This is a genomic window from Sphingobacterium sp. JUb20 (assembly GCF_004342035.1).
Classification (GTDB): domain Bacteria; phylum Bacteroidota; class Bacteroidia; order Sphingobacteriales; family Sphingobacteriaceae; genus Sphingobacterium; species Sphingobacterium anhuiense.
In genome coordinates this window covers 110,024-132,844 of sequence record NZ_SLYV01000002.1, presented here as the reverse complement: position 1 = coordinate 132,844, position 22,821 = coordinate 110,024, and the positions used below count along the sequence as shown (strand labels likewise).

At 37.8% G+C, this 22,821-nt stretch carries 17 protein-coding genes; 10 read left to right on the top strand and 7 right to left on the bottom strand.

The genetic code is table 11. From position 1 onward, the window contains the following. The first annotated feature begins 3 nt into the window (after nucleotides 1-3). Genes EDF66_RS03930 through EDF66_RS03920 form a run of 3 tightly spaced genes read left to right on the top strand, consistent with a single transcriptional unit; the run spans nucleotide 4 to nucleotide 6,155 of the window. On the top strand, nucleotides 4-3,480 hold the full coding sequence (locus EDF66_RS03930) for a SusC/RagA family TonB-linked outer membrane protein (RefSeq protein ID WP_132840768.1): 3,477 nt from the start codon (nucleotides 4-6) through the stop codon (nucleotides 3,478-3,480). A 12-nt stretch (nucleotides 3,481-3,492) separates the two neighbouring features. After that, nucleotides 3,493-4,911 (top strand): RagB/SusD family nutrient uptake outer membrane protein, encoded by a 1,419-nt coding sequence (locus tag EDF66_RS03925; protein ID WP_132840767.1) that lies wholly within the window; start codon nucleotides 3,493-3,495, stop codon nucleotides 4,909-4,911. Between the two features lie 56 nt (nucleotides 4,912-4,967). Next, on the top strand, nucleotides 4,968-6,155 hold the full coding sequence (locus EDF66_RS03920; protein ID WP_132840765.1) for a TlpA disulfide reductase family protein: 1,188 nt from the start codon (nucleotides 4,968-4,970) through the stop codon (nucleotides 6,153-6,155). A gap of 157 nt (nucleotides 6,156-6,312) precedes the next feature. Here EDF66_RS03920 and EDF66_RS03915 read toward each other — a convergent pair whose 3' ends face one another. Together EDF66_RS03915 and EDF66_RS03910 are read right to left on the bottom strand one after the other, a co-directional pair. Next, the gene (locus tag EDF66_RS03915) at nucleotides 6,313-7,410 is read right to left on the bottom strand and encodes a mechanosensitive ion channel family protein (RefSeq protein WP_243655984.1); all 1,098 of its coding nucleotides are present in this window, start codon (nucleotides 7,408-7,410) and stop codon (nucleotides 6,313-6,315) included. A 243-nt stretch (nucleotides 7,411-7,653) separates the two neighbouring features. Continuing rightward, complete coding sequence (locus EDF66_RS03910) at nucleotides 7,654-8,034, bottom strand: DoxX family protein (protein ID WP_132840763.1); 381 nt, start codon at nucleotides 8,032-8,034, stop codon at nucleotides 7,654-7,656. 211 nt (nucleotides 8,035-8,245) lie between these two features. Here EDF66_RS03910 and EDF66_RS03905 point away from each other — a divergent pair, with 211 nt between their 5' ends. The 3 genes from EDF66_RS03905 (at nucleotide 8,246) to EDF66_RS03895 (ending at nucleotide 11,095) form a co-directional block, all read left to right on the top strand. Then, nucleotides 8,246-9,298, top strand: a complete 1,053-nt coding sequence (locus EDF66_RS03905) for a hypothetical protein (protein ID WP_132840761.1) — start codon at nucleotides 8,246-8,248, stop codon at nucleotides 9,296-9,298. Nucleotides 9,299-9,606: 308 nt separating this feature from the next. Continuing rightward, a complete protein-coding gene (locus tag EDF66_RS03900; RefSeq protein ID WP_132840760.1) occupies nucleotides 9,607-10,188 on the top strand; it encodes an outer membrane beta-barrel protein in 582 nt (193 codons plus the stop codon). A 163-nt stretch (nucleotides 10,189-10,351) separates the two neighbouring features. Further along, entirely contained in the window at nucleotides 10,352-11,095 is a 744-nt protein-coding gene (locus tag EDF66_RS03895; RefSeq protein WP_132840758.1) for a DUF2490 domain-containing protein, read from the top strand. A 70-nt stretch (nucleotides 11,096-11,165) separates the two neighbouring features. Here EDF66_RS03895 and EDF66_RS03890 read toward each other — a convergent pair whose 3' ends face one another. Then, nucleotides 11,166-12,149 carry a DUF6268 family outer membrane beta-barrel protein gene (locus EDF66_RS03890; RefSeq protein WP_132840756.1) on the bottom strand — a complete coding sequence of 328 codons (984 nt, stop codon included), beginning with the start codon at nucleotides 12,147-12,149 and terminating at the stop codon, nucleotides 11,166-11,168. A 360-nt stretch (nucleotides 12,150-12,509) separates the two neighbouring features. On the opposite strand from EDF66_RS03890, the gene EDF66_RS03885 reads away from it, so the two are divergent. After that, complete coding sequence (locus tag EDF66_RS03885) at nucleotides 12,510-13,460, top strand: sensor histidine kinase (RefSeq protein WP_207898447.1); 951 nt, start codon at nucleotides 12,510-12,512, stop codon at nucleotides 13,458-13,460. Continuing rightward, on the top strand, nucleotides 13,457-14,170 hold the full coding sequence (locus tag EDF66_RS03880; protein WP_021190018.1) for a LytR/AlgR family response regulator transcription factor: 714 nt from the start codon (nucleotides 13,457-13,459) through the stop codon (nucleotides 14,168-14,170). Before EDF66_RS03885 ends, EDF66_RS03880 begins: the two co-directional genes overlap by 4 nt. 12 nt (nucleotides 14,171-14,182) lie before the next feature. Here the strand turns inward: EDF66_RS03880 and EDF66_RS26015 are convergent, their stop codons facing one another. Further along, nucleotides 14,183-14,356, bottom strand: coding sequence for a hypothetical protein (locus tag EDF66_RS26015; protein ID WP_165902355.1), 174 nt, complete (start codon nucleotides 14,354-14,356; stop codon nucleotides 14,183-14,185). A gap of 395 nt (nucleotides 14,357-14,751) precedes the next feature. On the opposite strand from EDF66_RS26015, the gene EDF66_RS03875 reads away from it, so the two are divergent. Together EDF66_RS03875 and EDF66_RS03870 are read left to right on the top strand one after the other, a co-directional pair. Beyond that, nucleotides 14,752-16,011: a glycoside hydrolase family 71/99-like protein gene (locus tag EDF66_RS03875; protein ID WP_207898445.1), complete on the top strand. Its 1,260-nt coding sequence runs from the start codon at nucleotides 14,752-14,754 to the stop codon at nucleotides 16,009-16,011. Beyond that, nucleotides 15,998-18,496, top strand: a complete 2,499-nt coding sequence (locus tag EDF66_RS03870) for a glycosyl hydrolase family 95 catalytic domain-containing protein (RefSeq protein WP_132840753.1) — start codon at nucleotides 15,998-16,000, stop codon at nucleotides 18,494-18,496. The genes EDF66_RS03875 and EDF66_RS03870 overlap by 14 nt, the downstream gene beginning before the upstream one ends. Nucleotides 18,497-18,571: 75 nt before the next feature. Here the strand turns inward: EDF66_RS03870 and EDF66_RS03865 are convergent, their stop codons facing one another. The 3 genes from EDF66_RS03865 to EDF66_RS03855 all read right to left on the bottom strand — a co-directional run bounded on the left by EDF66_RS03865 (nucleotide 18,572) and on the right by EDF66_RS03855 (nucleotide 22,821). Then, a complete protein-coding gene (locus tag EDF66_RS03865) occupies nucleotides 18,572-20,827 on the bottom strand; it encodes a GH92 family glycosyl hydrolase (RefSeq protein ID WP_132840751.1) in 2,256 nt (751 codons plus the stop codon). Between the two features lie 96 nt (nucleotides 20,828-20,923). After that, complete coding sequence (locus EDF66_RS03860) at nucleotides 20,924-21,907, bottom strand: family 43 glycosylhydrolase (RefSeq protein WP_132840750.1); 984 nt, start codon at nucleotides 21,905-21,907, stop codon at nucleotides 20,924-20,926. Nucleotides 21,908-22,089: 182 nt separating this feature from the next. Further along, nucleotides 22,090-22,821, bottom strand: coding sequence for a DUF3823 domain-containing protein (locus tag EDF66_RS03855; RefSeq protein ID WP_132840748.1), 732 nt, complete (start codon nucleotides 22,819-22,821; stop codon nucleotides 22,090-22,092).

Below are 22,821 nucleotides of genomic sequence, written 5' to 3'. Positions count from 1 at the left end.
CTTATGAATAAAAATTACTTCAATCATGTAAGATGGTATCTTACGTTATTGCTGTTGACAGCCTTTTTTATCCAGTTTTCTCTTGCAGGCTATGCTCAGAAAGTCACGATTGAGGTTCATAACAGCTCCTTAAAATCGGTTATTCAGCAATTAGAACGACAAAGTTCATATCGCTTTTTATATGCAGATGAGGTTTTAAAAAACACAATTCCGGTAACCATTTCTCGTCAAAGGATTAATTTTAAAGACGTATTAAACGAAATCTTTGAGACACAGCCGCTACAGATCCAGATTCAAGATAAAACCATCATCATTAAATCTAAAGAACAGCAATTGGGAGCTGTTTCAGGAAATATAAGACAGTCCGAAAACAATGCGCCGATGCGTGGAGTAACCGTGAAAATTGTTGGAAAAGGTCTGGATCTCATCACGATGTCTGACGATACAGGAAGTTTTATCTTTGCAGAATTGCCTTATGGTACCTACCAACTGTCTTATAGCTATATCGGCTATTTCACAACCGCATCATTGATTGTTCTCGATAGAGCAAATGTCAACCAGATGATGAAGATGACTGTTGCAGATGCTAAATTGGATCAGGTAGTCATTATCGGTTATGGTAGCAAACAGCAAAAAGACATCACCAGTGCAGTATCGTCGATTGATCAGCAAAAGTTAGCCGATTTCAGTAATAATGCGGCAACTTTTGAATCAGTCTTAGGCGGAGCCGTAAAGGGCGTGATGGTAACGCAAAATTCAGGAGCACCAGGAGCGACAGCTAAATTGAATATCAGAGGTATTACATCACCATTATCAGGGAGTACCAATGAGCCGCTGTACGTCATTGATGGAGTTCCATTTTTTATTGAGCCATCTGCCGATTTTCCAACCATCAATCCTCTGGTCAATATCCCGGTATCAGAAATAGAAAGTATTGATATCTTGAAAGATGCCGCAGCCACTGCTATCTATGGTTCCCGTGGCGCTAACGGTGTTGTTATTGTCAAAACAAATCGAGGCAAGAAAAACAAACCGTTTATTATTGCTGCCGATTATACACAATCCATTAGCAATCCAACGAAGATGTACAGCCCATTATCCGTTGAACATTTTAAAGAAGCACAGAAAATAATCATTCAAAATACCATAGATGGGATTAATAATGGAAAAATAGATCCATATGAGGCCTATTACAACCAGATACCCGCAATGGAGATCATGGGCAAATTAACCCCTCTGGAGGATGATGGTTTTGGTACACCCCTTACTTATCGTTTTGATGGATTAAACGAAGGTGCATTTTACGATGGCCATACCGACTGGACCAAATTAATTCGTAACAAAAATGCACGTACCTCTCAATTTAACGTTTCGCTCAATGGCGGGTCTGAAAGCAGTAACCTAGCCTTCAACTTTAACGCTTTTGACCAAGAAGGATTATACATTAATAATGGTCTAAAGCGGTATAGTAGCCGTATCGCTTTTGATAGTGACATCAATAAACGACTGAAAGTAGGCGCCTCATTAAGTTACGCTTACAGCAGATTAAAATATGGTCAGCAGTTGTTCTCGGAAGGACAAACAAAACCATGGCTTGTAAGGCCTGACGTTTCGGCTTACGACAATGCTGGAAACTTTTCATCCATAGACGGGACATTGATGTATGGTGCTCCTGTCCTACTGGCCAATCCACTGGCACAGCTCAATAATAGAGGTGCAAATCATATCAATCAATTCTTAGGAGCTGCTTACGCGACATATGAGTTCGTTAAAAATTTAAAACTCCATACCGATATCAGTGTAGCATCCTACAATGGTGGAGCACAGATATTCTCTCCGACATATGCTCAAGATGATTTTTCGGCATACGGATCCAACCTATATGCGACACTCAACACCAATACATCAAATAACAGCAATACAAGTCTCAATTTTCGCCTCGATTACGATTGGAAAAAGGAGCAACACCAGCTATATATAATGGTCGGTATGGGCTTCGACCGTTACAAAAACAGCGGCGAGTCGCACAGTTATGAGGAATTCCCTGACAATGAAATCTTGACGGATCCCGGTTCCGCGGCAAGAGATATTTATTTTAATTATTTCCGTACAGACCAGGGCCTAAACTCCATTTATAGCAGATTAAGCTATAAATTCCAGGATCGTTATTTAGCTGAGGCCAATTTCAGAACAGACGAATCCTCTAAATTTGGACCCGGAAATAAACGCGCATATTTCCCTTCGCTCTCATTAGGATGGCGAATCAATAAAGAGCAGTTTATGTACGATATAGACTGGGTGAATGATTTAAAATTACGTCTCAGCTGGGGAAATACCGGATCAACCAATATTGCTAACTTTTTATACCGTCAGTTTTTTGTACGTGGTTCAAATGACCTCTGGGGTGGAAAACCCGCCATAGTACTCGACCCAAATGTGCCTAATCGGAACGTAAAATGGGAAAAAACACGTGAATACAATACCGGGTTAGATTTTTCTTTATTCAAAAACCGTCTCACAGGTAGCTTTGATATCTATGACCGCTATACAACCGGGGCATTAGCTCCCGCACCTGTACCACTTGAGGCAGGTTCAAATACTTATTATGCCAACATCATCGACATGAGCAATACCGGTCTTGAGCTGGAATTGGGTTATGATATCATTAAAAAACAAGATTTCAACTGGAAACTTTCTTTTAATATTGCACGTAATAAAAACAAAATTGAAAAATTACACGGTGCCAATATTAATCAATATGCTGTCGATTCCTATTTAGAGGGCTATCCCGCGGGTACAAGAAAGGGATACTTGGTCGAGAAAATATTCAATAACCAAGAAGAGATTGATCTTCTTAACAGTCAATCTCCTACAGGTTATTATCAAAATATCGCGACGGGCATTGGAGACTACAAATATCAGGATCTAAATGATGATGGCGTTATCAATACAGATGACCGCACAGTCATTGCTACTGCGCAACCCAAATATTTTGGAGGTATCTACAACCGCCTCAACTATAAAAATTTCAACTTATCGTTTGTATTCCAATATTCAAAAGGAGCAAAAGCGATTATGGATGATTTCCAGAACAGTCTATTCGGCATACTAGGCCAAAATCTTAATCAAGAAATCTATAACGACATGTGGTCTCCCGAAGATACGGATGCTCATTTTGCTAAAATAACTTATTATGATCCGGCCGCAAATTCCCGTACTTCAGATCGATTGGTTTATGAAACTTCTTTTTTACGTCTAAAAAATATCAGTTTAAGCTATACACTTCCAAAAGACTGTTTACAAAAATGGAAGATGAACCAGATCACGGTATCCGCATCAGCATCAAATCTATGGACCGGTACAAAATGGCCCGGTCTAGATCCTGAATTTGTAGGAAGTTCCATTGTCTCCAATACTTCCAGCAATGATAGCTATCCCATGTCTAAAACATTCTCACTAGGTCTTAAAGCATCCTTTTAAAGCAACATCGATATGAACATCAAATATTTAGCCTTTTTTATTACTGCTGTTAGCAGTCTAAATGCCTGCTCAATGGTTGGCAACATTGACGATATCAAACCCTATTATAAGATGGAAACGGACAATGTGATTTACAATTCTGAATCGGCCGAAGCTGTACTCCGAGGTGTTTACAAAAGCTGGAGAACGTTTAATATAGCGTCATTTCGTCCCTATATGTCTATTTTATCTGGAACCACAGCCAGTAAAGGTGGGGGCGTGACAGGTGGACAAGAATTTATCAACAACAGTATTCAGGCCAACAATATAGCATTATCCAATATTTACCAGGGCACCTATCTGACTATCAATACGGCCAATAACTTAATTATGTTAATGGAACGTGGCGATGCCAAGGGGATGCCGGCACACCGTACCAATGAAATTATCGCTGAATGTAAGGTGCAGCGTGCGCTTGCCCATTTTCAGCTCTTACGTCATTTCGGCTCCTTCTTTGATCTGAATTCACCCTATGGTATTGTACTGAGAAATAAACCGTTCGAAGGAACAGAAACTGCTCCACGAGCAAATGTTCAGGAGAGCTACAATTTTATTATGCAGGATCTTGACGATGCGATAAACCAGGCACCAGAACATCAAGAACTACATTATTATGTAACCAGAACAACGGCCAAGGCCATTAAAGCAAAAGTATTATTGCATATGGGAAAATATGCTGAAGCGGCATATTTTGCCAAAGAAGTGATCGATGAGGCACAAAATAAAGGATACTTATTGGAAGAAAACTTTAGCCACATATTTACGAATGGGTTTGAATCTTCGGAAGCACTTTTTGCAACCTACACATCCGGTTCAACAGAAACAGTCTCTGATCAGGTATCCAGAACAACATATAGCGACTACACAAAACGTATGGCTGACGCTCTTGAAGGATCAGAATCTGACGGTAATCTAACAACAGGAAATGGCTATGACAGACGTTTTTACCTCATGTTTAATCCCACTCTAGCCGGAGCCCAGGGAAATGGAAAATACCCTTACTCATCAAATGGAGCAGGAAAACATAATGCCCAGATGATCTTACGATTAGGTGAGATTTATTTTATACTTGCCGAAGCATCAATTCGCAATGGCAATGACATTTTATGCCGGGAAAGCTTCCAGACAGTGGCAACACGTGCAGGCTACCCTCCAGATTATGTTTCAAAATTAAAAAATGAAGTCCTTTTAGACCACATTTTCAAACATAAGATTCTCGAACTTTTTGCTGAAAATGGCGAAGACTGGTTTGATTTTGTTCGTTTTTACAAAGCAAAAAACCTTGCATTAAATACCATAAAATCCAGTATTAAAACCGATTCACAATTGGTTTTACCGATACCTCAATCCGCATTGGCTGGAAATAATTTATTAAAACAAAACCCTTTATAACAAGTGGTGTTGTGCGATTTCAATAAAATGATGATCTCTAAAAATAAACTATAACAATGAAAAAAACATTATTAACCCTTGCTTTGAGCAGTTTGACTTTGCTCTCAATTGCTCAAAAACAATTTACGCTAACAGGAAAAATTAAAGGCCAAAAAGCCAATGGTCAACTCGTTAAATTATTAGGAGGCAGTGACCAGCGCATCATCGGGTCTGCGGTCATTAAAAATAATACATTCCAGATCAAAGGTGAAATTCCAGAAGCCGAATTGATCCGAATGACTATTGCCCCTACCGCAAAAGCTGAAGAATCGACTTGGAAGGCGAGTATGTTTTATCTAGATCAAGGCCGTATTAATTTAACGGGAGATATTGATAGTTTACCATCTTTTTACTACCGACCAAATCTTCCACAGGTTAAACCAGTAATCGAAGGTTCAAAAGCACAGAGCCTTGCAGATCAACTTAGCAACCTGAACCAAAACGAAAGAAAAGAAATCAGTCGTCTTGATCAAGCCTATATGAGTGAGTATTATACACCATCCTTGGAAGAAAAGTTTAACACCCAACGCGGTATAGCGATCTTAAAAGAGATCGCCCCTCTTAAAAAGAATATTTTTGAAAGAAAATGGAATTTTATCAAAAACAACCCTGAGGCCCGGGTTTCATTAGATGAGGCCAGCTATATGATCATGGGCTATGGGGAAGATAATTTATCCCGGAATCAGATGGATGAGCTGATTACTATTTTCGCCCCCTATTGGAATGGTAAAAGGGCGTATACTGATTTAAAAGAAATGATCACAAAGGCTAGAGCAACTGCAATAGGTTCTAAAATTATCGATGGACCGCTTATGGATCAGGAAGGTAAACAAGTACAGCTGTTATCTGTATTTCCAAAAGATAAGAAATACATTTTGTTAGAATTTTGGGCTTCTTGGTGTGGTCCGTGCCGTGGCGAAATCCCTCATTTAAGACATACTTATTCAGAATGGAAAGACAAAGGTTTTGACATTGTCAGTATCTCACTTGACGAAAAGGACAAAGACTGGAAAAAAGCGATGTCTGAAGAAAATATGAATTGGAATCAATACAATGCCCCTGCAGGTTTTGATAGCAAAATCGCCCGAAGTTATGATATCCAAGGAATTCCTTATGCATTATTAATTGATAATGAAGGACGTATCGTAAAACATGCTATGCGTGGTGCTAGTTTAGACCAAGCTTTAGCTGAGCTTATTCAATAAAAAATTACCTACCTTAATTACATGTCAATGGATAGCGGTATATGATCTAGGTATACCGCTCATCCATTAAATAACCCTTCTTAATACGGTTCGCAAATATTTACACGTAATCCATAGTCTACTTACACGAAAAAGAATAGATTAGAAAATGAAACTGCTACATTCCTCTTAGTTCACTTCTATTAACTTCAGCGCCATAATCAATTCTCGATTTAGAAAGACAATCTGGGAAATTTGTCCTTATATAACTCATCATCTCTTCTCTTACATAGCAGCGAAGATCAAAAGCCTGTCCCGAGTTTCGGCAACTCATTAAGCAACGAATCTCCATCGTTCGCTCTTTCAGATCAGTGACCTGCAGGACATTGACCTTACCATCCCACAAAGGATGATGCATAAGCAATGAGCCTAATTTTTCTCGTAATTGTTGGACAGGAATCGCGAAATCAACATAAATAAAAACAGTTCCTAATATCTCTGCCGTAGTTCTCGTCCAATTCTGAAAAGGTTTTTCGATGAAATAGGTAATCGGCAGCACCAGACGGCGCTTATCCCAGATATTAACCACGACATAAGTCAGATTGATTTCTTCGACCTTACCCCACTCGCCCTCAACGACCAGCACATCATCCATCCGAATGGGCTGTGTAAAAGCAATCTGAAAACCTGCTAATAAATTTCCAAGAGATTTCTGAGCGGCAAAACCAATGATTATACCACCAACTCCGACACCCGTCAGCAGTCCAGCACCTATCTTCTGCATACTTTCAAAGCTTAGCAAAATAATGGCAAAAGACACAACGATGATAATAGTAATGAAGACCTTTCGAATAAAAACAATCTGTGTCCTAATTTTTCTTTCACGCAGGTTATTCTCTTTATTGATATCAAAACGATGATATAAATAATCTTCAAAAACTTTTATGGCCTGAATCAGAACAACAGCAAAAAAGCTGATCAGTAAGATTTCATTTATTTTACCGACAATATGCAATGTGGTGGTATTGAAACGCGCAAAAGGTAACAAACTGTTAAAAACAACCAAGGGAATAAAAAGACTCAAAATCTTATTAAATCGCCGTATAAAAGACCGAAAAAGGGAATAAGATGACTGTGCAATCGCCTGATAACGCAAAATCGGGATAAATAAAATCTTAATGAGGATCCCGAGTGCAAAGGAAAACAGTATAAATGCAGTATTCCATATCCAAGCCGGAAATTTTTGTGAAAGTTGAATTAATTCTTCGTTCATCATTATTTTTCTTTTTTTATGCTACCATTATTATGTACTATAAGTATAACGGTATGCTTGGCCTAACGTTTGTTTTATTTTAAAAAAGGAACAAAACCAACTGATTTAGAGACCGCAACGAATATATTCAATTCACCAAAAAGCATTAACCGACAATAATAAATAAGCCGATTACTTGAATCGGCTTATCTACTATTGAAGAAAATACAGTTCTCACTTATTATTGACATCGTGTAATAAGATTTATCACCTTACTACAAGACCATACGTCTTGTTGCCATATACATAAGAAATAATAAGTATAGCAAGTATAACAAGTGGCAACAGCATAAATCCAATATTTTTATCGACCATTGCATGGCTAATAAAAGCAAAAATTAGGTTAAATGTTAATCCGGCATAGGCCCACTCTTTCAATTTACTTGGAGTTTTAGGATAAGAAATGGCTATTACTCCGAGCACTTTGCAGATAATAAGTGCATAAGCGAAGTAGTCTGGATATCCTAACGGTTTAGTTCCAGCATTAACATACTGTGGCGCAAATAAAAGCGTACCAAGAGGCATGATACCCTCCCAGATAATAAGGATCGCTGTAGCTATCCAAAAGATTAATTTATTCTTTTTCATGTTTTTGAAGATTTATGAATTATTTATATTGCAAAATTGTTTATATTGATATGACAAAGATGCAAGGGTTTGCTTAAATTAACAGATTACAAAAACGACATTATAAGGGGTGAATTGCGACAGCGGGAACAACGAATTTACAAAACCAAAAAATTCTTTTCTACCATTGGCTTCATTTTAAATGACAGGTATAATGATTAAATTAAATCACATGAATAAAACAACCCTTTTCACTTCAATTTTAAGCACGACGATCCTTTTCATATCCAGTTTAACGTCCTGCGACGGAATTATAGAGCGGAACAACGAACCCTTAGATGCGGCATATGCTAATTTTGAAGAAATTAACGAAAAGTATCATTCCGATATTTTCGAAGTGAAACTGTTCTGTGAAACTGAAGTCACTCGTTCCAGTTCACCTAATCCCATTCGCATCTTTCCATCTGTGAATGACCAACTGATCGTATCCTGCGATGCAGAAAAAAATGATGAGACCCAAGGTGATATGCTTTATTATAAAATAAATAGTAAAGGAATTACAGAAGATACATTACACTTGTCCCAAAATAAATATTGGCCAGAATTTATTGATGATTTCATCATTTTCACCAATGACGAAAAAGCCTATTACACCACTTGGCCACAAGATGGCGATACCACCACACATGCTTTTAAAGTTTTAAATGAAGATTTGAGTTGGACTGGAGAAAAAATAAATCAAAAAATTGCAAGCGCGAAAAAAGATGGCAAATATTGGTTTTTAAAAAATGTTACTAGAAATGATCATTACTACATGCAGTTTTTCTTTTACCAGGATGAACAATGGCAGATGCTATGGCAAGAAATACCAGCATACAGAAGCATTGATAGCAGTGAAGATGCCGGCCGTTACCGTGACGATGTTTTTTGGACCGGCGAACAAGATCCTTATTTACCTGAAAACATTACTTTTTTACATTTTCACCCTGAGGAAAAATTAAAATACAGCCACAATATCGGTGGTGGAAGTCCAGGATATAGTGTCAAAAACTGGCGCGGGAAAGCTTTCTTTAAAACAAAGATCGGAGATCGTGATTTTAATTTTTTTGAGCCCCATATCGCTGTAGAGAAAGAAAGATTTGACGATTACAAAAATCGATTCTATACGGTGTTAGAAGCAAATTATTCAGCACTCCATTTTAGACCAACATTTTATATTTCACCCCATGGGTTCGCATTCTATTCTTCCAATAGTCAGAGCATGTATTTAATACGAAAGAAATAAACAATACAAATTATTGAAATTAAATGAAGATGAGCACATAATTGGAAAGTTTAAACATGATCTGGTCTCCTATCGACAAAAGTGATACCTATTAATAAGACTATATTGATTATAAGGGAAGTAAATTAATACCTAAAGCGCCAACAGTTATCCAAAGTCATCCAGTTGTTTTTCCATGTGACTAAACTGGTCTTACTGTAGTTTTATTAACTGTAAAAATTGAAAATAACCTATTAAAAACCCAACTTATTGACCAAATCTTTACAAAAGTCAGTAAGCTGAGCTATCTAGAAAAGGTACTTTTGTATATGTGTAAAAATATACGATTAACTTTACTAGTGCTTCTATTAATACTTTTAGTACCTACTGCGAAGGTTTTTTCCCAAATTGGAGCAGGAATAAAATTAGGTGGAAATTTATCTCATGCTGATGGACTATCATTCCGTTCAGCAAATCGGATAGGTTTTCAAGTCGGAGGTATACTAAGTTATCATTTTAGACCTAATATGGCTATCCAAGTAGAGCCCACCTATAATGTAACACGTGTCAGAACAAATGCTGAAACTGTGGATCAGGTTAACGGTATTTCAAAAGGAAACAAGGCCCTCCAGTTCTTTGATTTCCCTGTATTATTTAAGTTAGACCTAACATCAAATTTTGCATTATTAGGTGGCCTCGAATTCAATAAATTGTTGAATGAAGATAAATATCTACTGAATAATGGAGAAGAGGCATTTAATAGAGGCTCCCGAATGGGTTACACTTTTGGATTAGAATTGGGAAAATTGTATTTCCGATATCAAAATGTAGAAAGAAAAACCGGTGTATACCACAACTGGAATACGAGTATTTCGCAATATCAAATAGGCGTTAAATGGAACCTTTTCTAGAAGCCTTATAAAAAGAGGTGTCTAAATTCTCGGTTAAAGTTCATCTAAATGTGATTGTTTTCAATCGGATGTAAAATAAATTTGTTTATTTTTCCATTCAGGATAAGGATACTTAACAGATTTAAATATTAAACTTAATAAACCAATTCAAACTTTTATAATAATGCTATCTAAATTATTTCTTCTTCAGAGTTGCATGATCTTCCTGTTCATATTTAGTGGTCCTTTAAAAGCACAGACACAGCAGACATTTACAGGTTGGAGTGCCGCATTTTTCACTTACAAAATAGATCCCCGGTTCAGCATACATTTTGATGGACAAGCTCGAAGTACAGATCAACTCAAAGACATACAATCCTTTATTATCCGACCGGGATTGAATTATCATATCAAGAACAATATGATTGCCACTTTAGGGTATGCCTACATCGGAAACCAAAGAAATATTAGCGCTACCCATGGCTGGGTACCAGAACACCGCATATGGGAGCAATTTATTATAAACCAAAAATTTACCGTTCTAAATCGACCTTCCACACTGCAGCACCGTTTTAGATTAGAACAGCGCTTTATGGGCCAACCTACTGTTGAGCAAAACGAGCTGGTTACGGACCGTTACGATTTTGCCCAAAGACTGCGCTATTTCACCCGTGCCATTGTCCCTGTTTCCGAAACCACTAGTTTTACTGATGGTCCTTTCATTGCACTGCAAAATGAAATTTTTGCACATATTCAAAATTCCACCAATGGTAAGTTATTTGACCAAAACAGAGCTTACCTAGCATTAGGATGGCGGGTAAATCCAAAATTTGATATAGAAGCAGGTTACATGAATCAATATAGCCTAGGCAGAAATAATAAGACTGTAAATAATATCATACAGGTCGCAGCTTACCTCAGATTATAAACGATAGCGCTCTTTGATTTAAAAAGGCAGCATATAATGCTCCATTTATATCATTCACGGATTATCCGCGTTAATTAACGCGTTTTTTTGCAAAAGGATTAAACGATAAACCAGCATTAAAATAAAAAGATGGATCCGTAGATGCTTCATAAATAAAATCGTTCTGAGATTTGTTTTTCTCTGATATTCGAGATCTTAACGAATTTCTCATCCCGGTTTTGACCATAGCTATAAAAGAACGTCCCAGATTGTGTTCATAAAGCAGCCCTGAATTCAAATTCATCTGATTGAAGATCTGGACGCTCGATAATCCAGCAAAATCATAGATATAGAAGGTGTTATTATCAAGCTCCGATCCAAAAGATGCACGTCCATTACCCAAAATAGTTTTACGAAGATAAACGGCTTTCGGCAACACGACATCGACCACCCAGCCCTGTTGATACTGTCTCTTATATGTAAAAGTAGGTATCACAGGTACAAGGGCACTTGGATCCAATAAACCGACCACACCTAAGGTCATCTGCACCTCACGGGTAGCTTTTAGAACCAAGTTTCCCATCAGCATACCACGAACACGTTCAAAGCCTTTCTCACTTCCATCAGTCATCAAACTCGCGCTATAAATAGCCATTTTTCCAAATAATCTTGAGTAGTAAGTAAAATTTAATGATTCATGGTGATAGTAATAATCTTGCTTCTCTTGATATATTTGCCGCGTACTCAAATCAGGTTGCAGCAGCTCTACAGAAAAATGCCGATACCCCACAAGCGTTCCTAAAGTCCAATTTTTTCTCTTCATCAAGTTGACATTCATACTGGCATTCGCTTGATGCATATTTTGAACCTCTCCCTTAGGAAGTGGATTCTTTAAATACTTTGAAGCATATTTAAACCCACCAACAATTTCGTACTCCAGATTCAGTACGCGAATCGCCGGAAATTTATCCGCAATAATAGCACGGACTTTGTCTGGGATACTGTCTTTTGTCTGGGCTTTGGTAATAAAAGTGTAAATGCCTATTCCAAATATGAGCAAAATCTTTTTTAACATATAACAATGGATAAATGGTTGATAAAACGGTACAAGAATATCCTAAATGTGGATATGAAAAATACATTTTAGACGAAACGCCCTTTATTTTATACAAAAGATCCTTTCTTAGAATAATATAGAACGCACACCATACTACTTCAATTACTTTGGTATAAAAAAAAGCACTCTTGGTATAAAAGAAATTAGAGTAGGCTCAAAAAAAATTACTTTTGTCCTATACAGTAACATTATTACTAAGAACTGATGCAAGATTTTAAAAATGGAATAATCATACGTTACTTGACCGAAAAAAAATATAGGGTCCTCCGCCACAGCGTATTTGTAGTGGGACTCCTTTTGCTTTTTTTCAATTCAGACATGAAGACAGAGCTATCTGATCCATATAAAACCTATCTACATTTATCAGTATGGATCGTTTTTGTATGTATGTTCTACATCAACATGTATCTGCTGATACCACGTTTTTTTTTCAAGGGAAGGTATGAGATCTATATAATATTATTAATCTTATTGGTTATTGGAAGTTTACTGATCGTCATGTATGTTTCCAATTATATGCATGTTATAACGGCTGCAAATTTAAAAGTTGATAAGCGGCAAAACATGAATTTTTTCAACGGGATCTTAGTCAGTATTCCCATTATTTTGACAACCACAACACTGAAACTTTTTAATCGTTGGATCAAAGACAATAAGAGAATATCTGAACTCAAAAATCTGGCCCTAACAACTGAGTTAACTTCCTTAAGAAACCAGATACAGCCACACTTTTTGTTTAATATGTTGAATAATGTCAAAGCACTGATACGTAAAGATCCTGAAATGGCAACGGAAGTCATTATCAAACTATCGGATTTTTTAAGATACCAGCTTTACGAAAATGATAACGATAAAACACTTTTAACTGGAGAAATAAACTTTATAACCAATTTTTTAAAATTGGAAGAAATAAGAAGAGATCACTTAAAAACGACCATACAATGCGAACCTGAACTCGTTAAAAAAAATATTTTCTTACCTCCGCATATTTTTACGGCCTTTATCGAAAATGCTATAAAATACAGTTTAAGTGCGACAGAAGGAACGTCCTTTATTCATATTTCCTTCATGGCAAGTGATGGGCAGCTTCACTTTGAATGCCGCAATTCCAAAGATCCAAAACTTGCCCTCAATCCTAACAAAAAATATAGTGGGCTGGGCCTCACCAATACTAAACGTAGGTTAGCATTGTTATATCAAGACGATTATCAGTTAAATATTACTGTTCAAGAAACGGAATATAGCGTAAAATTAACGATCCCAATATGAAGTGTATTATAGTTGATGATGAACCTCTCGCTCGTGAAGAAATGAGCAATCTGGTACAAGAAATTTCAGCCCTTGAGATTGTAGGGGAATTTTCCAGCGCTATTGGGGCAATGGAATTTTTAAAAAATAATGCTGTTGATCTGCTATTTCTGGATATTGAAATGCCGACCATCAATGGTCTTGATTTTGCACAGTCATTGCCTACAGATAAATTAGTGATTTTAACGACAGCATATAGTCAGTATGCATTGCAGGGGTATGAACTTGACGCAATTGACTATCTCTTAAAACCGATCAAAAAGGAGCGACTAGCAAAAGCGATAACGAAAGCAATCGCTTACCAAAAACTGTTGACATTTCATGAACAGAAAAACACATTTGAAGCCAGCAATGACAATTCTATACTGATAAAATCAGATCGAAAATATTATAAAATCACCTTTGATGAAATCAAATTCATTGAAGCCCTAAAAGATTATGTCGTGATCTATACTCGCAACAACAAACTGATCACAGCCATGAACTTAAAAACAATCCATCAAAAACTGAACTCCGAACTCTTTATCCGGGTAAGTAAATCTTACCTGATCAATATGTCATTTATCGATTCTTTTGATAGTCATACCATTTACATAGACGACGCAGAGATACCGATAGGAGAAATCTATCGCAACGATTTTTTCCAAAAATATACAAGCGGTCTTTTATAAGAGTTCATCCGATTAGGCAACATCAAAGCGTTCCAATAAATCAACTCGAATATTATGGCTGTCCAACAAATTGGTTAACCGATCAATAGAACAGCCAGCTGTTTCTACTCGAAAAATCGAATCTTCATCGTCAAGATCTACTGTAGGAGAAAACACTTCCGGCATATTCAATTGCAATAATTGCATCAAAAAAATTTTGCTCTCTACTGTTTTTATTGAACTCTTAAAAATTAATACCTGCTTAACCATGTTCTTTGAATTAGTTTTAACCAAATTATTCTGACTCTATCAAACCGGAATAGAGCATTGTTAAACAAATCTACTCGATATGGACTTACCAGATTTGAATTTTATACCAAAAGGTTAGATTATTATACGAAATTGAATGGATGCCTCGCTTCTGATTAAAAAAGATTATCATTATACAGGAACATCAACTGCTTTCATTAAAACAGTATAACGAAGAATCTGCATCTTGAAATTAAAAAAAAACATAAAATTACCTCTATTAATACTTTTGTTAATATACTATTAATGGTTCGCTGTGATATTTAGAAATTATAAACTAAATATAAATCTGTATGATGATTAAAACATGTAAAATTCATGTCCTAAGCATGCTCTTATTCTTTTCAACAAGTCTATTATTTGCACAAAAGCAGTACAACTCCTACAAAGGCTTGGTTATGGCAGGCTACCAAGGCTGGTTTAATAGTCCGGATGACGGAGCTAATCGGGGATGGTATCACTACAAAGGTAAATACGGATTTAACCCCGGCTCTACAAATGTTGATTTCTGGCCAGACGTAACAGAATATGTCATTACCTACGATAGTCCCTTTTTAACAAAGGAAGGAAAGCCCGCTAAACTCTATAGTTCTTATGATTACTCGTCGGTTAATCTCCACTTCAAATGGATGCAACACTATGGAGTAGACGGTGTATTTATGCAACGATTTGTCGGAGAAATTGCTAATCCAAGTGGCTTAAACCAATTCAATACCGTATTAAATTCTGCCATCAAATCTGCTAATGAATTCGATCGTGCAATATGCGTTATGTACGATCTTAGCGGTATAAAAGATGGTGACGATAAGATACTGATGGATGATGTTGCTGCACTCGAAAAAAAATGGAATCTAAAAAAAAGAGAGCATGCAAAAACTTATCTATTTCACAATGGAAAACCGCTGATTGCGGTTTGGGGAATCGGATTTAATGATGGCCGCAAGTATAATTTAAAAACTGCCGAGCGTATCGTCAACTACCTGAAACAAAATGGTTACAGTGTACTTTTGGGTGTTCCCACCTATTGGCGCGAACAACGTCAGGATACAGAGTCAGATCCTTTGCTGCATGCACTGATTAAAAAATCAGATATTATCATGCCTTGGTTTGTAGGAAGGTATAATCAGGTCGGATTTGACCAGTTCAAATCCCTGATCCAGGCGGATATGAAATGGTGCAAACAATATCAGGTAGATTATGTTCCGCTTTGCTTTCCTGGATTTTCGTGGACGAATATGACCGGTAGTTCAAAGGCGTTTGTACCTCGGGATTCAGGCAATTTCTTCTGGACACAATTGCAGTATAATCTTACGTCAGGTGCAGAAATGCTCTATATTGCCATGTTTGATGAAGTAGATGAAGGTACAGCAATCTTCAAAACACTTCACCAGAAAGATGTACCCTTAAATGGAACGGGTGCTTTTGTCGGCATAGAGGATCATCTTCCTAACGATCACTATCTTTGGTTAACCGGACAGGCAAGCAAATACCTAAAAAACAAGACGGCAATACCGCTTCATCAACCTAAAAGAAAACGAAATGATTCAAAATAAATTCATAATCAGCTACTTCGTCATATTTTTAGGGCTAGCGCATAGCACTGCCCAAAATAAGACCAGCTCTAACGCAATCCCTGCCAGTGATCGGCAACAGCAAATCGATCAATATTGGACAGACCGTGCTGCAATTCAGTCACACCAGACGATCCCATTTGCACCTTTAAATCTCACCTATATACGTCCAGCATCGGTATGGGAAGAAGCATTACCTTTAGGTAATGGTCAAATCGGTGCCATGGTCTTTGGTGGTGTAGCCGATGAACGTATTCAGTTTAACGAAAGTACACTTTGGGCCGGAAATACACAAAATCCAAACAATCCCAAAGGAAAAACTGCACTCCCAATTATCCAAAACCTTATTTTCGAAGGAAAGAATAAAGAAGCCATTGAGCTTGCAGACAGTACGTTGATGGGTAAACCTATGCATATCAAACCTTACCAGTCCCTGGGTGAATTGTGGCTGGACATGCCCCATCTTCATGTAGAGAACTATAAACGCTCTTTGGACCTAAAGACAGCTGTTCAGCAGACCAGCTATCAGCATAAAGGTGTCAACTATTCACGCCAATATTTTATTTCGGCTCCTGCAAACACCATGGTTATCCATTACACTGCCAGTAAAAAAAAATCATTAGACCTTAATTTCACATGGAAAAGAGCACAGGATTTCAGTTGCATATCCGACCCAAAGGATCCATCTCAGTTAATTTTACAAGGACAGATCGGACAAGCTGAAACTAAACAGGAAAAAGGACTACGCTTTGCAGCAATTGCAAAAATATATCTAAAGGGTGGTCAATTTTCAAATAAAAATGGAAAAATAATGATTACCGATGCCGACGAGATTACGATACTGGTCACTGCGGCAACAAATTATCCAGGTTTAAAACATATCAGTTATCCTGCACAACAAAGTAATATTGACCCTTTATCCAGCTGTAAGAATACGCTAAAGCCATTCAAAAATGTTGATTATCCGCTATTAAAACGTCAACATATTCAAGACTATCAGCATTATTTCAACAGGGTAAATCTAAGTTTGGAAGATCCGGATCAACACAACAGATCGGGCATTTCTACAGATGCTCTCATTTCACTTACAAAAGAGCATCAAAAAATACCGAGTGAACTGATTACAAAATTTTTCCAGTTTGGTCGTTATTTATTAATCAGCAGTTCGCGTCCGGGTCATATGCCGGCCAATTTACAGGGCATGTGGGCCTGGCAGATGGATCCGCCATGGAATGCAGATTTTCATACCAATATAAACTTGCAGATGAATTATTGGCCTGCCGAATTGACCAATCTATCTGAGCTACATCAACCTTTATTTGATCTGACTACAGCTCTCATTCCTTTTGGAGAACGAACAGCACACACACTATACGGTGCAAAAGGCTGGGTCGTGCATCATCTTACCGATGCTTGGGGCTATACCGCCCCTGCAGACGGAGTACAGGGGATTTGGCCCATGGGCTCAGCATGGTTAGCGCAGCACCCTTGGGAACATTATACGTTTACAGGTGACCGTCAGTTTCTAAAAGAAAAAGCCTATCCCATCATGAAAGGAGCAGCCAATTTTATAATGGATTTCATGGTAAAAATTCCAAAAAATAAACCTTTTGCCAATTACTTGACCACTAATCCTTCCCATTCTCCAGAAAATAGTTTCAAACTGCCTAATGGAGAGATTTCAAGTTTTACCTATGGAGCGACTATGGATAGCCAAATTATTCGGGACTTACTTATAAACTGTATTGAGGCTTCTACCGTGCTCCAAGTTGATGCAACTTTTAGACAGCAGTGCCAAGAGACTTTACAAAAGCTTATACCAACACAAATAAGTGCCAAAACGGGACGCATTATGGAATGGATAGAGGACTATGAAGAAACCGAAGTAAACCACCGCCATACTTCACATCTTTTTGGATTGCACCCGGGTAGCCAAATATCTATCGCTAATACACCAGATCTAGCCGAAGCTGCAAAAAAAACGTTACTAAGTCGAGGCGATCATGGAACTGGCTGGAGCTTGGCCTGGAAAATCAATATGTGGAATAGACTGCATGACGGCGAGCACTCCTATCAGTTACTCTATAACCTCATCAGCGATAAAACTTTACCTAACTTATTTGATAATCACCCTCCATTTCAGATTGATGGAAATTTTGGAGCTACAGTTGCAATTGCTGAGATGCTCCTTCAAAGTCAAGTTCGTGATAAAAATAACAACTACTTGATCGAATTACTTCCCGCATTAAGTAAAAATATGCCTAGTGGAAGTATTGAAGGACTTAAAGCAAGAGGTGGAATTACGGTTAATATCCACTGGAATAATGGATCCTTACAAAAAGCACAGCTACTACCAAACAGAACAGGACCACTCTGCATAAGCTATGCCGGTAAACAGATTGAAATCATGGGCACCCAAGGAAAAGCTGTGATCATTACGCCACAGTTATTTCAAAACAATAATTAAAAGATATAGTACTAACAACAAAAAAAGCGCCGGCATAAATACCGGCGCTTTCTTGATTAGACCTAATATTCTGATTTAGTTACCCCAGTTTTTATTGGCTTTATCACCCATCACAAATTCAAGTATCCCCCCTTTAAGAATATCCGCATGATCTAATTGTGGTGTATTTAAAGGTTGGCCATTCAATTTGGCAGACTGAATATATTTATTTTTTGCCGAAGCATTTTTTCCGATAATAACAAAAGACTTGCCATTAGGAAGTTGTATACTCGCTTTTGAGAAGAAAGGAGAACCTATGCTATAAGAAGTAAGTCCAGGAGTTACCGGATAGAATCCCATCTGTGAAAAAACAACAAACGCTGACATACCGCCTCCGTCCTCATCTCCAGGTACTCCCATCAAGTCGTTTCTAAACCATTCTCCCACCAATTTGTGAATCCGTTTTTGTGTCATCCAAGGCTGTCCCGCATAGTTGTATAGATATGGAATATGGAGCGAAGGTTCATTGGCCATAGAAAATTGTCCTACATTTCCGGTATGGTCAGGAAGCTGTGCATAAAAATCAAATTTAGATCTGCCCAAAGGTTGCTGGAACATATCGTCTAAATATTGAATAAACAATTCATTACCACCCATCAATTTGATAAGATCCGGAATATTATGCTGTACATCCCAGCGGTATATCCAGGCATTATTTTCGCCATAGTATTCACGCGCCCCCTGTCCTCCTGAAAACACATAATCAAAAGGCATAATAAATTTACCTTTATCGTCCTTTGGATGGAAAAATTTAGTTTGCTCATTAAATAGATTCCTATAGTTGAATGACTGTTTCATAAACAGTTCATAATCCGCTTTCATACCAAGCTCGTTGGCTAATTGAGCCAAACACCAAAGATCATAGGAAGTACCCAAAGTAACTGCCACAGGTTGTCTTTTTTCAAAACTGTTCACCTCAGGTATTGTCTCTTTCTCATTAGGATACAGTGCCGGTATATAGCCATTTTCCTTAAAAAAAGCATCCAATTTTCCGGCAGGTTTACCTGACCATGGTGCTAAAGTCTTTTCAGTTATAGCACCTTTCGCCGCCAGATAAGCTTTCTTAATATCGAAATTACGTATTCCTTTTCGGTAAGCATCTAGCAATGTGGCCACGCCATGGTTGGAATTCATGCGTCTGCTATCACCGGTTATTTCAGGGAAAGTCGGTAACCATGGTTCCTTCATCTGTTCAGACATCCGAACAAAGGAATTCAAAATCAAGGCTTCATTATCCGAATCGAGCAATACCCGAAGCGGATGATGCGCCCTGTACGAGTCCCATATCCAATCATCTGTAAAAAATGCTTTCCCTTGATCATCATGTACTTTCCCGTCAAATGCACTGTAGTAGCGATTATCCTCAGAAATATTAACAGGACGCTCATAAGTTCTATATAAAGAGGTATAAAACACCTTTTTATCCGATTCATTTTCACCTTCTACAGCAATTTTCCCTAAAGCCTCATTCCAGATTTTTCGTCCATTGGCTGCTAATTTTTCTTGGTTAAAATCCGTAATCTCACGTTTCAGATTAGCCTTTGCCTGCGCAACATCGATAAAAGAAATACCATACTTCATCCGTAAGGCTGATCCAGATTGTTCAAATTGCAAAACTAGACAGGCATTTTTACCTGTGGCTTCTGTACTTTTTTCCAATTGCTTACCTTTCAAAAGACTCACTGTTATCGGTTTTGATTCGGGAACAGCATAAATATAGACACGGGTGCCATTCCCGATATCCTGGGAACCGGAAAGCCCCTGACCATCCCACTGCAATTTTCCTTCATGTGAATTGAACTGCAGATACTTATTTGATTTGGTAGGAAAAGTAAAGGTGTACATACCCGACTGATGTGATACCGCATAATCTACTTTGATATCCTCCTGATCCAGCTGTACCGTATAAGAATAGGGATTTATTTCTTCCTGATCATAACTGTACAGTTGCACAGGTTTCAGATCGGATGGTAATTTTATCATCGGACTCAAGTTAAAAGCCGATTTTCCACGGTGACTCGTAACAATAAGCGGAAGACCAAATAAGCGATCTGAAGTGAAGTCCGCTCGCTCAGGATAAACCCGCAACATACTATTTGGTAGATGAACGGTCGGGTAAGTCGGCACTAATAAATGACTGATGTTTCCCATATAAGGATTGACATAATCCACATATTCTTTGGGGCTTTGGGTCTGAGAAAAACCTTTTAGCATAAAAACCGAAAGAAAAGAACAGCAATATATTGTGCGTAATAATGTATTCGATTTATGTTTAATAATCTTTTTTAACATGGTAAACAATTAAGGAATCAACGGTTTAAGGAAAAATAACATTTAAGATCTTAAAGATAATTTATTTTGACAATATAGGGTCTATTTATAGCAGTATTATTTAGAAACTGTGATTAGTCCCGTTTGTTTTACTTTTTTAATACTGCCATCCTTATTATATTCCAGCTTATCCACCGCTATTGACCGTAACCAGTCATTAAATTCTCCATTTTTTCGAGAGAGCTCACTATTGTGGTAGAAAGCATACCATTTACCTTTGAATTCAACAATAGAACCATGATTAGTATAACTATCGGTCGGATCCATATAAATACCCATTGATTTCCATGGTCCCAGAGGATTCTCACTGATGGCATAACGCATTCGATTGTCGCCCTTTACACCGTCTTTCCAATTTTCATCATGATTGTCTGAATAAGAAAGATAATATTTACCCTTATATTTGTGTACCCAAGATGCTTCATGAAAATCCTCCAGTCCTTCCATTTTCTGGAGTTGCCCCTCTACTTCCATCATATTGTCCGTGAGTTTACCGGCCATGCACACACCGCCTCCGCCTTGGTAAAAATAGGCCTGTCCATCGTCATCGATAAAGACATGTGGATCAATCAGAGCTTCTGCACCTTTTACATAACCCTGTACGACAAAATCTTTGATCGGCGATTTACTTGTCGCCACTCCGATTTTCCAAGTTTTATTCCATTCTGTTCCGCTTGGATGTGGAAAATAGAAATAATAGACACCATTCTTATATACACAATCTGGAGCCCACATAAATCCCCCTTCCTTTCTGCCCCATGGAACCTGAGAAGCACGTAATATTTCACCATGATCTGTCCAGTTTTTCATATCAGCCGTAGAGAACACGTGGTATTGATCCATCAGATCACAACCTTGAGGCGGAGCGATATCATGAGATGCATATACATAAAGTCGTCCATCTGCCCAGACACGTGCTGACGGATCGGCGGTATACATATGTTTAATAAATGGATTGTCCTGCGCCATCAAAGACGCATTATAAAACAAAGTCAAACCTAAGAATAGGGCTCTGTAACCCGTTTTAAATAGTTTTTTCATCAGAATATAATTATGTATTTATGTTTGTTTATTAGAGATATTCTTCCATTCATATTGAGATTAAAAGCACAAAATCTTCGTTTGATACATGAATAGTATTCCCCATGAGTAGAAAACTATCGTGAGTTTGTTTTCCTTTATTTTCTAAAAGAACTAAACTCACGATAGCCTTCGTTTTACCACTATGGGACTGTTATCACTTCAACGTTTGAATAATTAAATTTCTCGTAAGTATCGCGCACTTTTGCGCCCATACGAACGTAATAGGTATAGCCAGATTTTAAAGGAATATCTTTAATGGTGTAGGTCTCTTTTCCTTCACCGGTCTGCATACTTCCGATGTTCTCCCAATTTTGATTAATCAATACCCGATATTCATCTTTATAGTACGCATCAATCCGGCTTCCTGCACCACAATAAGGTGTTAGACTAAAGAATGGCCTTATCTCAATTACCTGTGGCAGTCCATTGGTAACCGGAGCTGCCAATGAACATGAAATATCCAATTTGTTTTCAGCCTTCAGATTCCATTTTACATTTTTTACATGCAGGTATGGGGTTACTTCAAAATTCTGCTTAGCATTAGCCCCCAATTTAAATCCTTCTATCTTATCTGCAGGCCAAAAAGCACCACCATAAGGTTGTAGTGAGTAAGTGGCTTGAAATAGTTTGGTATGACTGTACGAACCATCCTGCTTGACTTGCAGATCCTGCGGAGCTGGATTATCGCTCCAGCTTGTTTCCAATAACCGGATACTAAATTCACCCTGGCCTGTCAGAAAAGGTTCTTTGGTAATTTGATCAGTTACCTGGCCGCTCATACTGGCATTTGGCCCTTCGTAATTATCAGTTTTTGAACAGGCACTCAAAAAAAACATACCTGCTAAAGCCATCAATAAATTTATCGTTTTCAT

Coding starts and splice junctions, on each gene's coding strand:
- EDF66_RS03925 (WP_132840767.1), top strand. CDS start 3,493: ATGAACATCAAATATTTAGCCTTTTTTATTACTGCTGTTAGCAGTCTA.
- EDF66_RS03875 (WP_207898445.1), top strand. CDS start 14,752: ATGATGATTAAAACATGTAAAATTCATGTCCTAAGCATGCTCTTATTC.
- EDF66_RS03920 (WP_132840765.1), top strand. CDS start 4,968: ATGAAAAAAACATTATTAACCCTTGCTTTGAGCAGTTTGACTTTGCTC.
- EDF66_RS03890 (WP_132840756.1), bottom strand. CDS start 12,149: ATGTTAAAAAAGATTTTGCTCATATTTGGAATAGGCATTTACACTTTT.
- EDF66_RS03900 (WP_132840760.1), top strand. CDS start 9,607: ATGTGTAAAAATATACGATTAACTTTACTAGTGCTTCTATTAATACTT.
- EDF66_RS03860 (WP_132840750.1), bottom strand. CDS start 21,907: ATGAAAAAACTATTTAAAACGGGTTACAGAGCCCTATTCTTAGGTTTG.
- EDF66_RS03885 (WP_207898447.1), top strand. CDS start 12,510: ATGAAGACAGAGCTATCTGATCCATATAAAACCTATCTACATTTATCA.
- EDF66_RS26015 (WP_165902355.1), bottom strand. CDS start 14,356: ATGCAATTATTGCAATTGAATATGCCGGAAGTGTTTTCTCCTACAGTA.
- EDF66_RS03930 (WP_132840768.1), top strand. CDS start 4: ATGAATAAAAATTACTTCAATCATGTAAGATGGTATCTTACGTTATTG.
- EDF66_RS03915 (WP_243655984.1), bottom strand. CDS start 7,410: ATGATGAACGAAGAATTAATTCAACTTTCACAAAAATTTCCGGCTTGG.
- EDF66_RS03880 (WP_021190018.1), top strand. CDS start 13,457: ATGAAGTGTATTATAGTTGATGATGAACCTCTCGCTCGTGAAGAAATG.
- EDF66_RS03870 (WP_132840753.1), top strand. CDS start 15,998: ATGATTCAAAATAAATTCATAATCAGCTACTTCGTCATATTTTTAGGG.
- EDF66_RS03865 (WP_132840751.1), bottom strand. CDS start 20,827: ATGTTAAAAAAGATTATTAAACATAAATCGAATACATTATTACGCACA.
- EDF66_RS03910 (WP_132840763.1), bottom strand. CDS start 8,034: ATGAAAAAGAATAAATTAATCTTTTGGATAGCTACAGCGATCCTTATT.
- EDF66_RS03855 (WP_132840748.1), bottom strand. CDS start 22,821: ATGAAAACGATAAATTTATTGATGGCTTTAGCAGGTATGTTTTTTTTG.
- EDF66_RS03895 (WP_132840758.1), top strand. CDS start 10,352: ATGCTATCTAAATTATTTCTTCTTCAGAGTTGCATGATCTTCCTGTTC.
- EDF66_RS03905 (WP_132840761.1), top strand. CDS start 8,246: ATGAATAAAACAACCCTTTTCACTTCAATTTTAAGCACGACGATCCTT.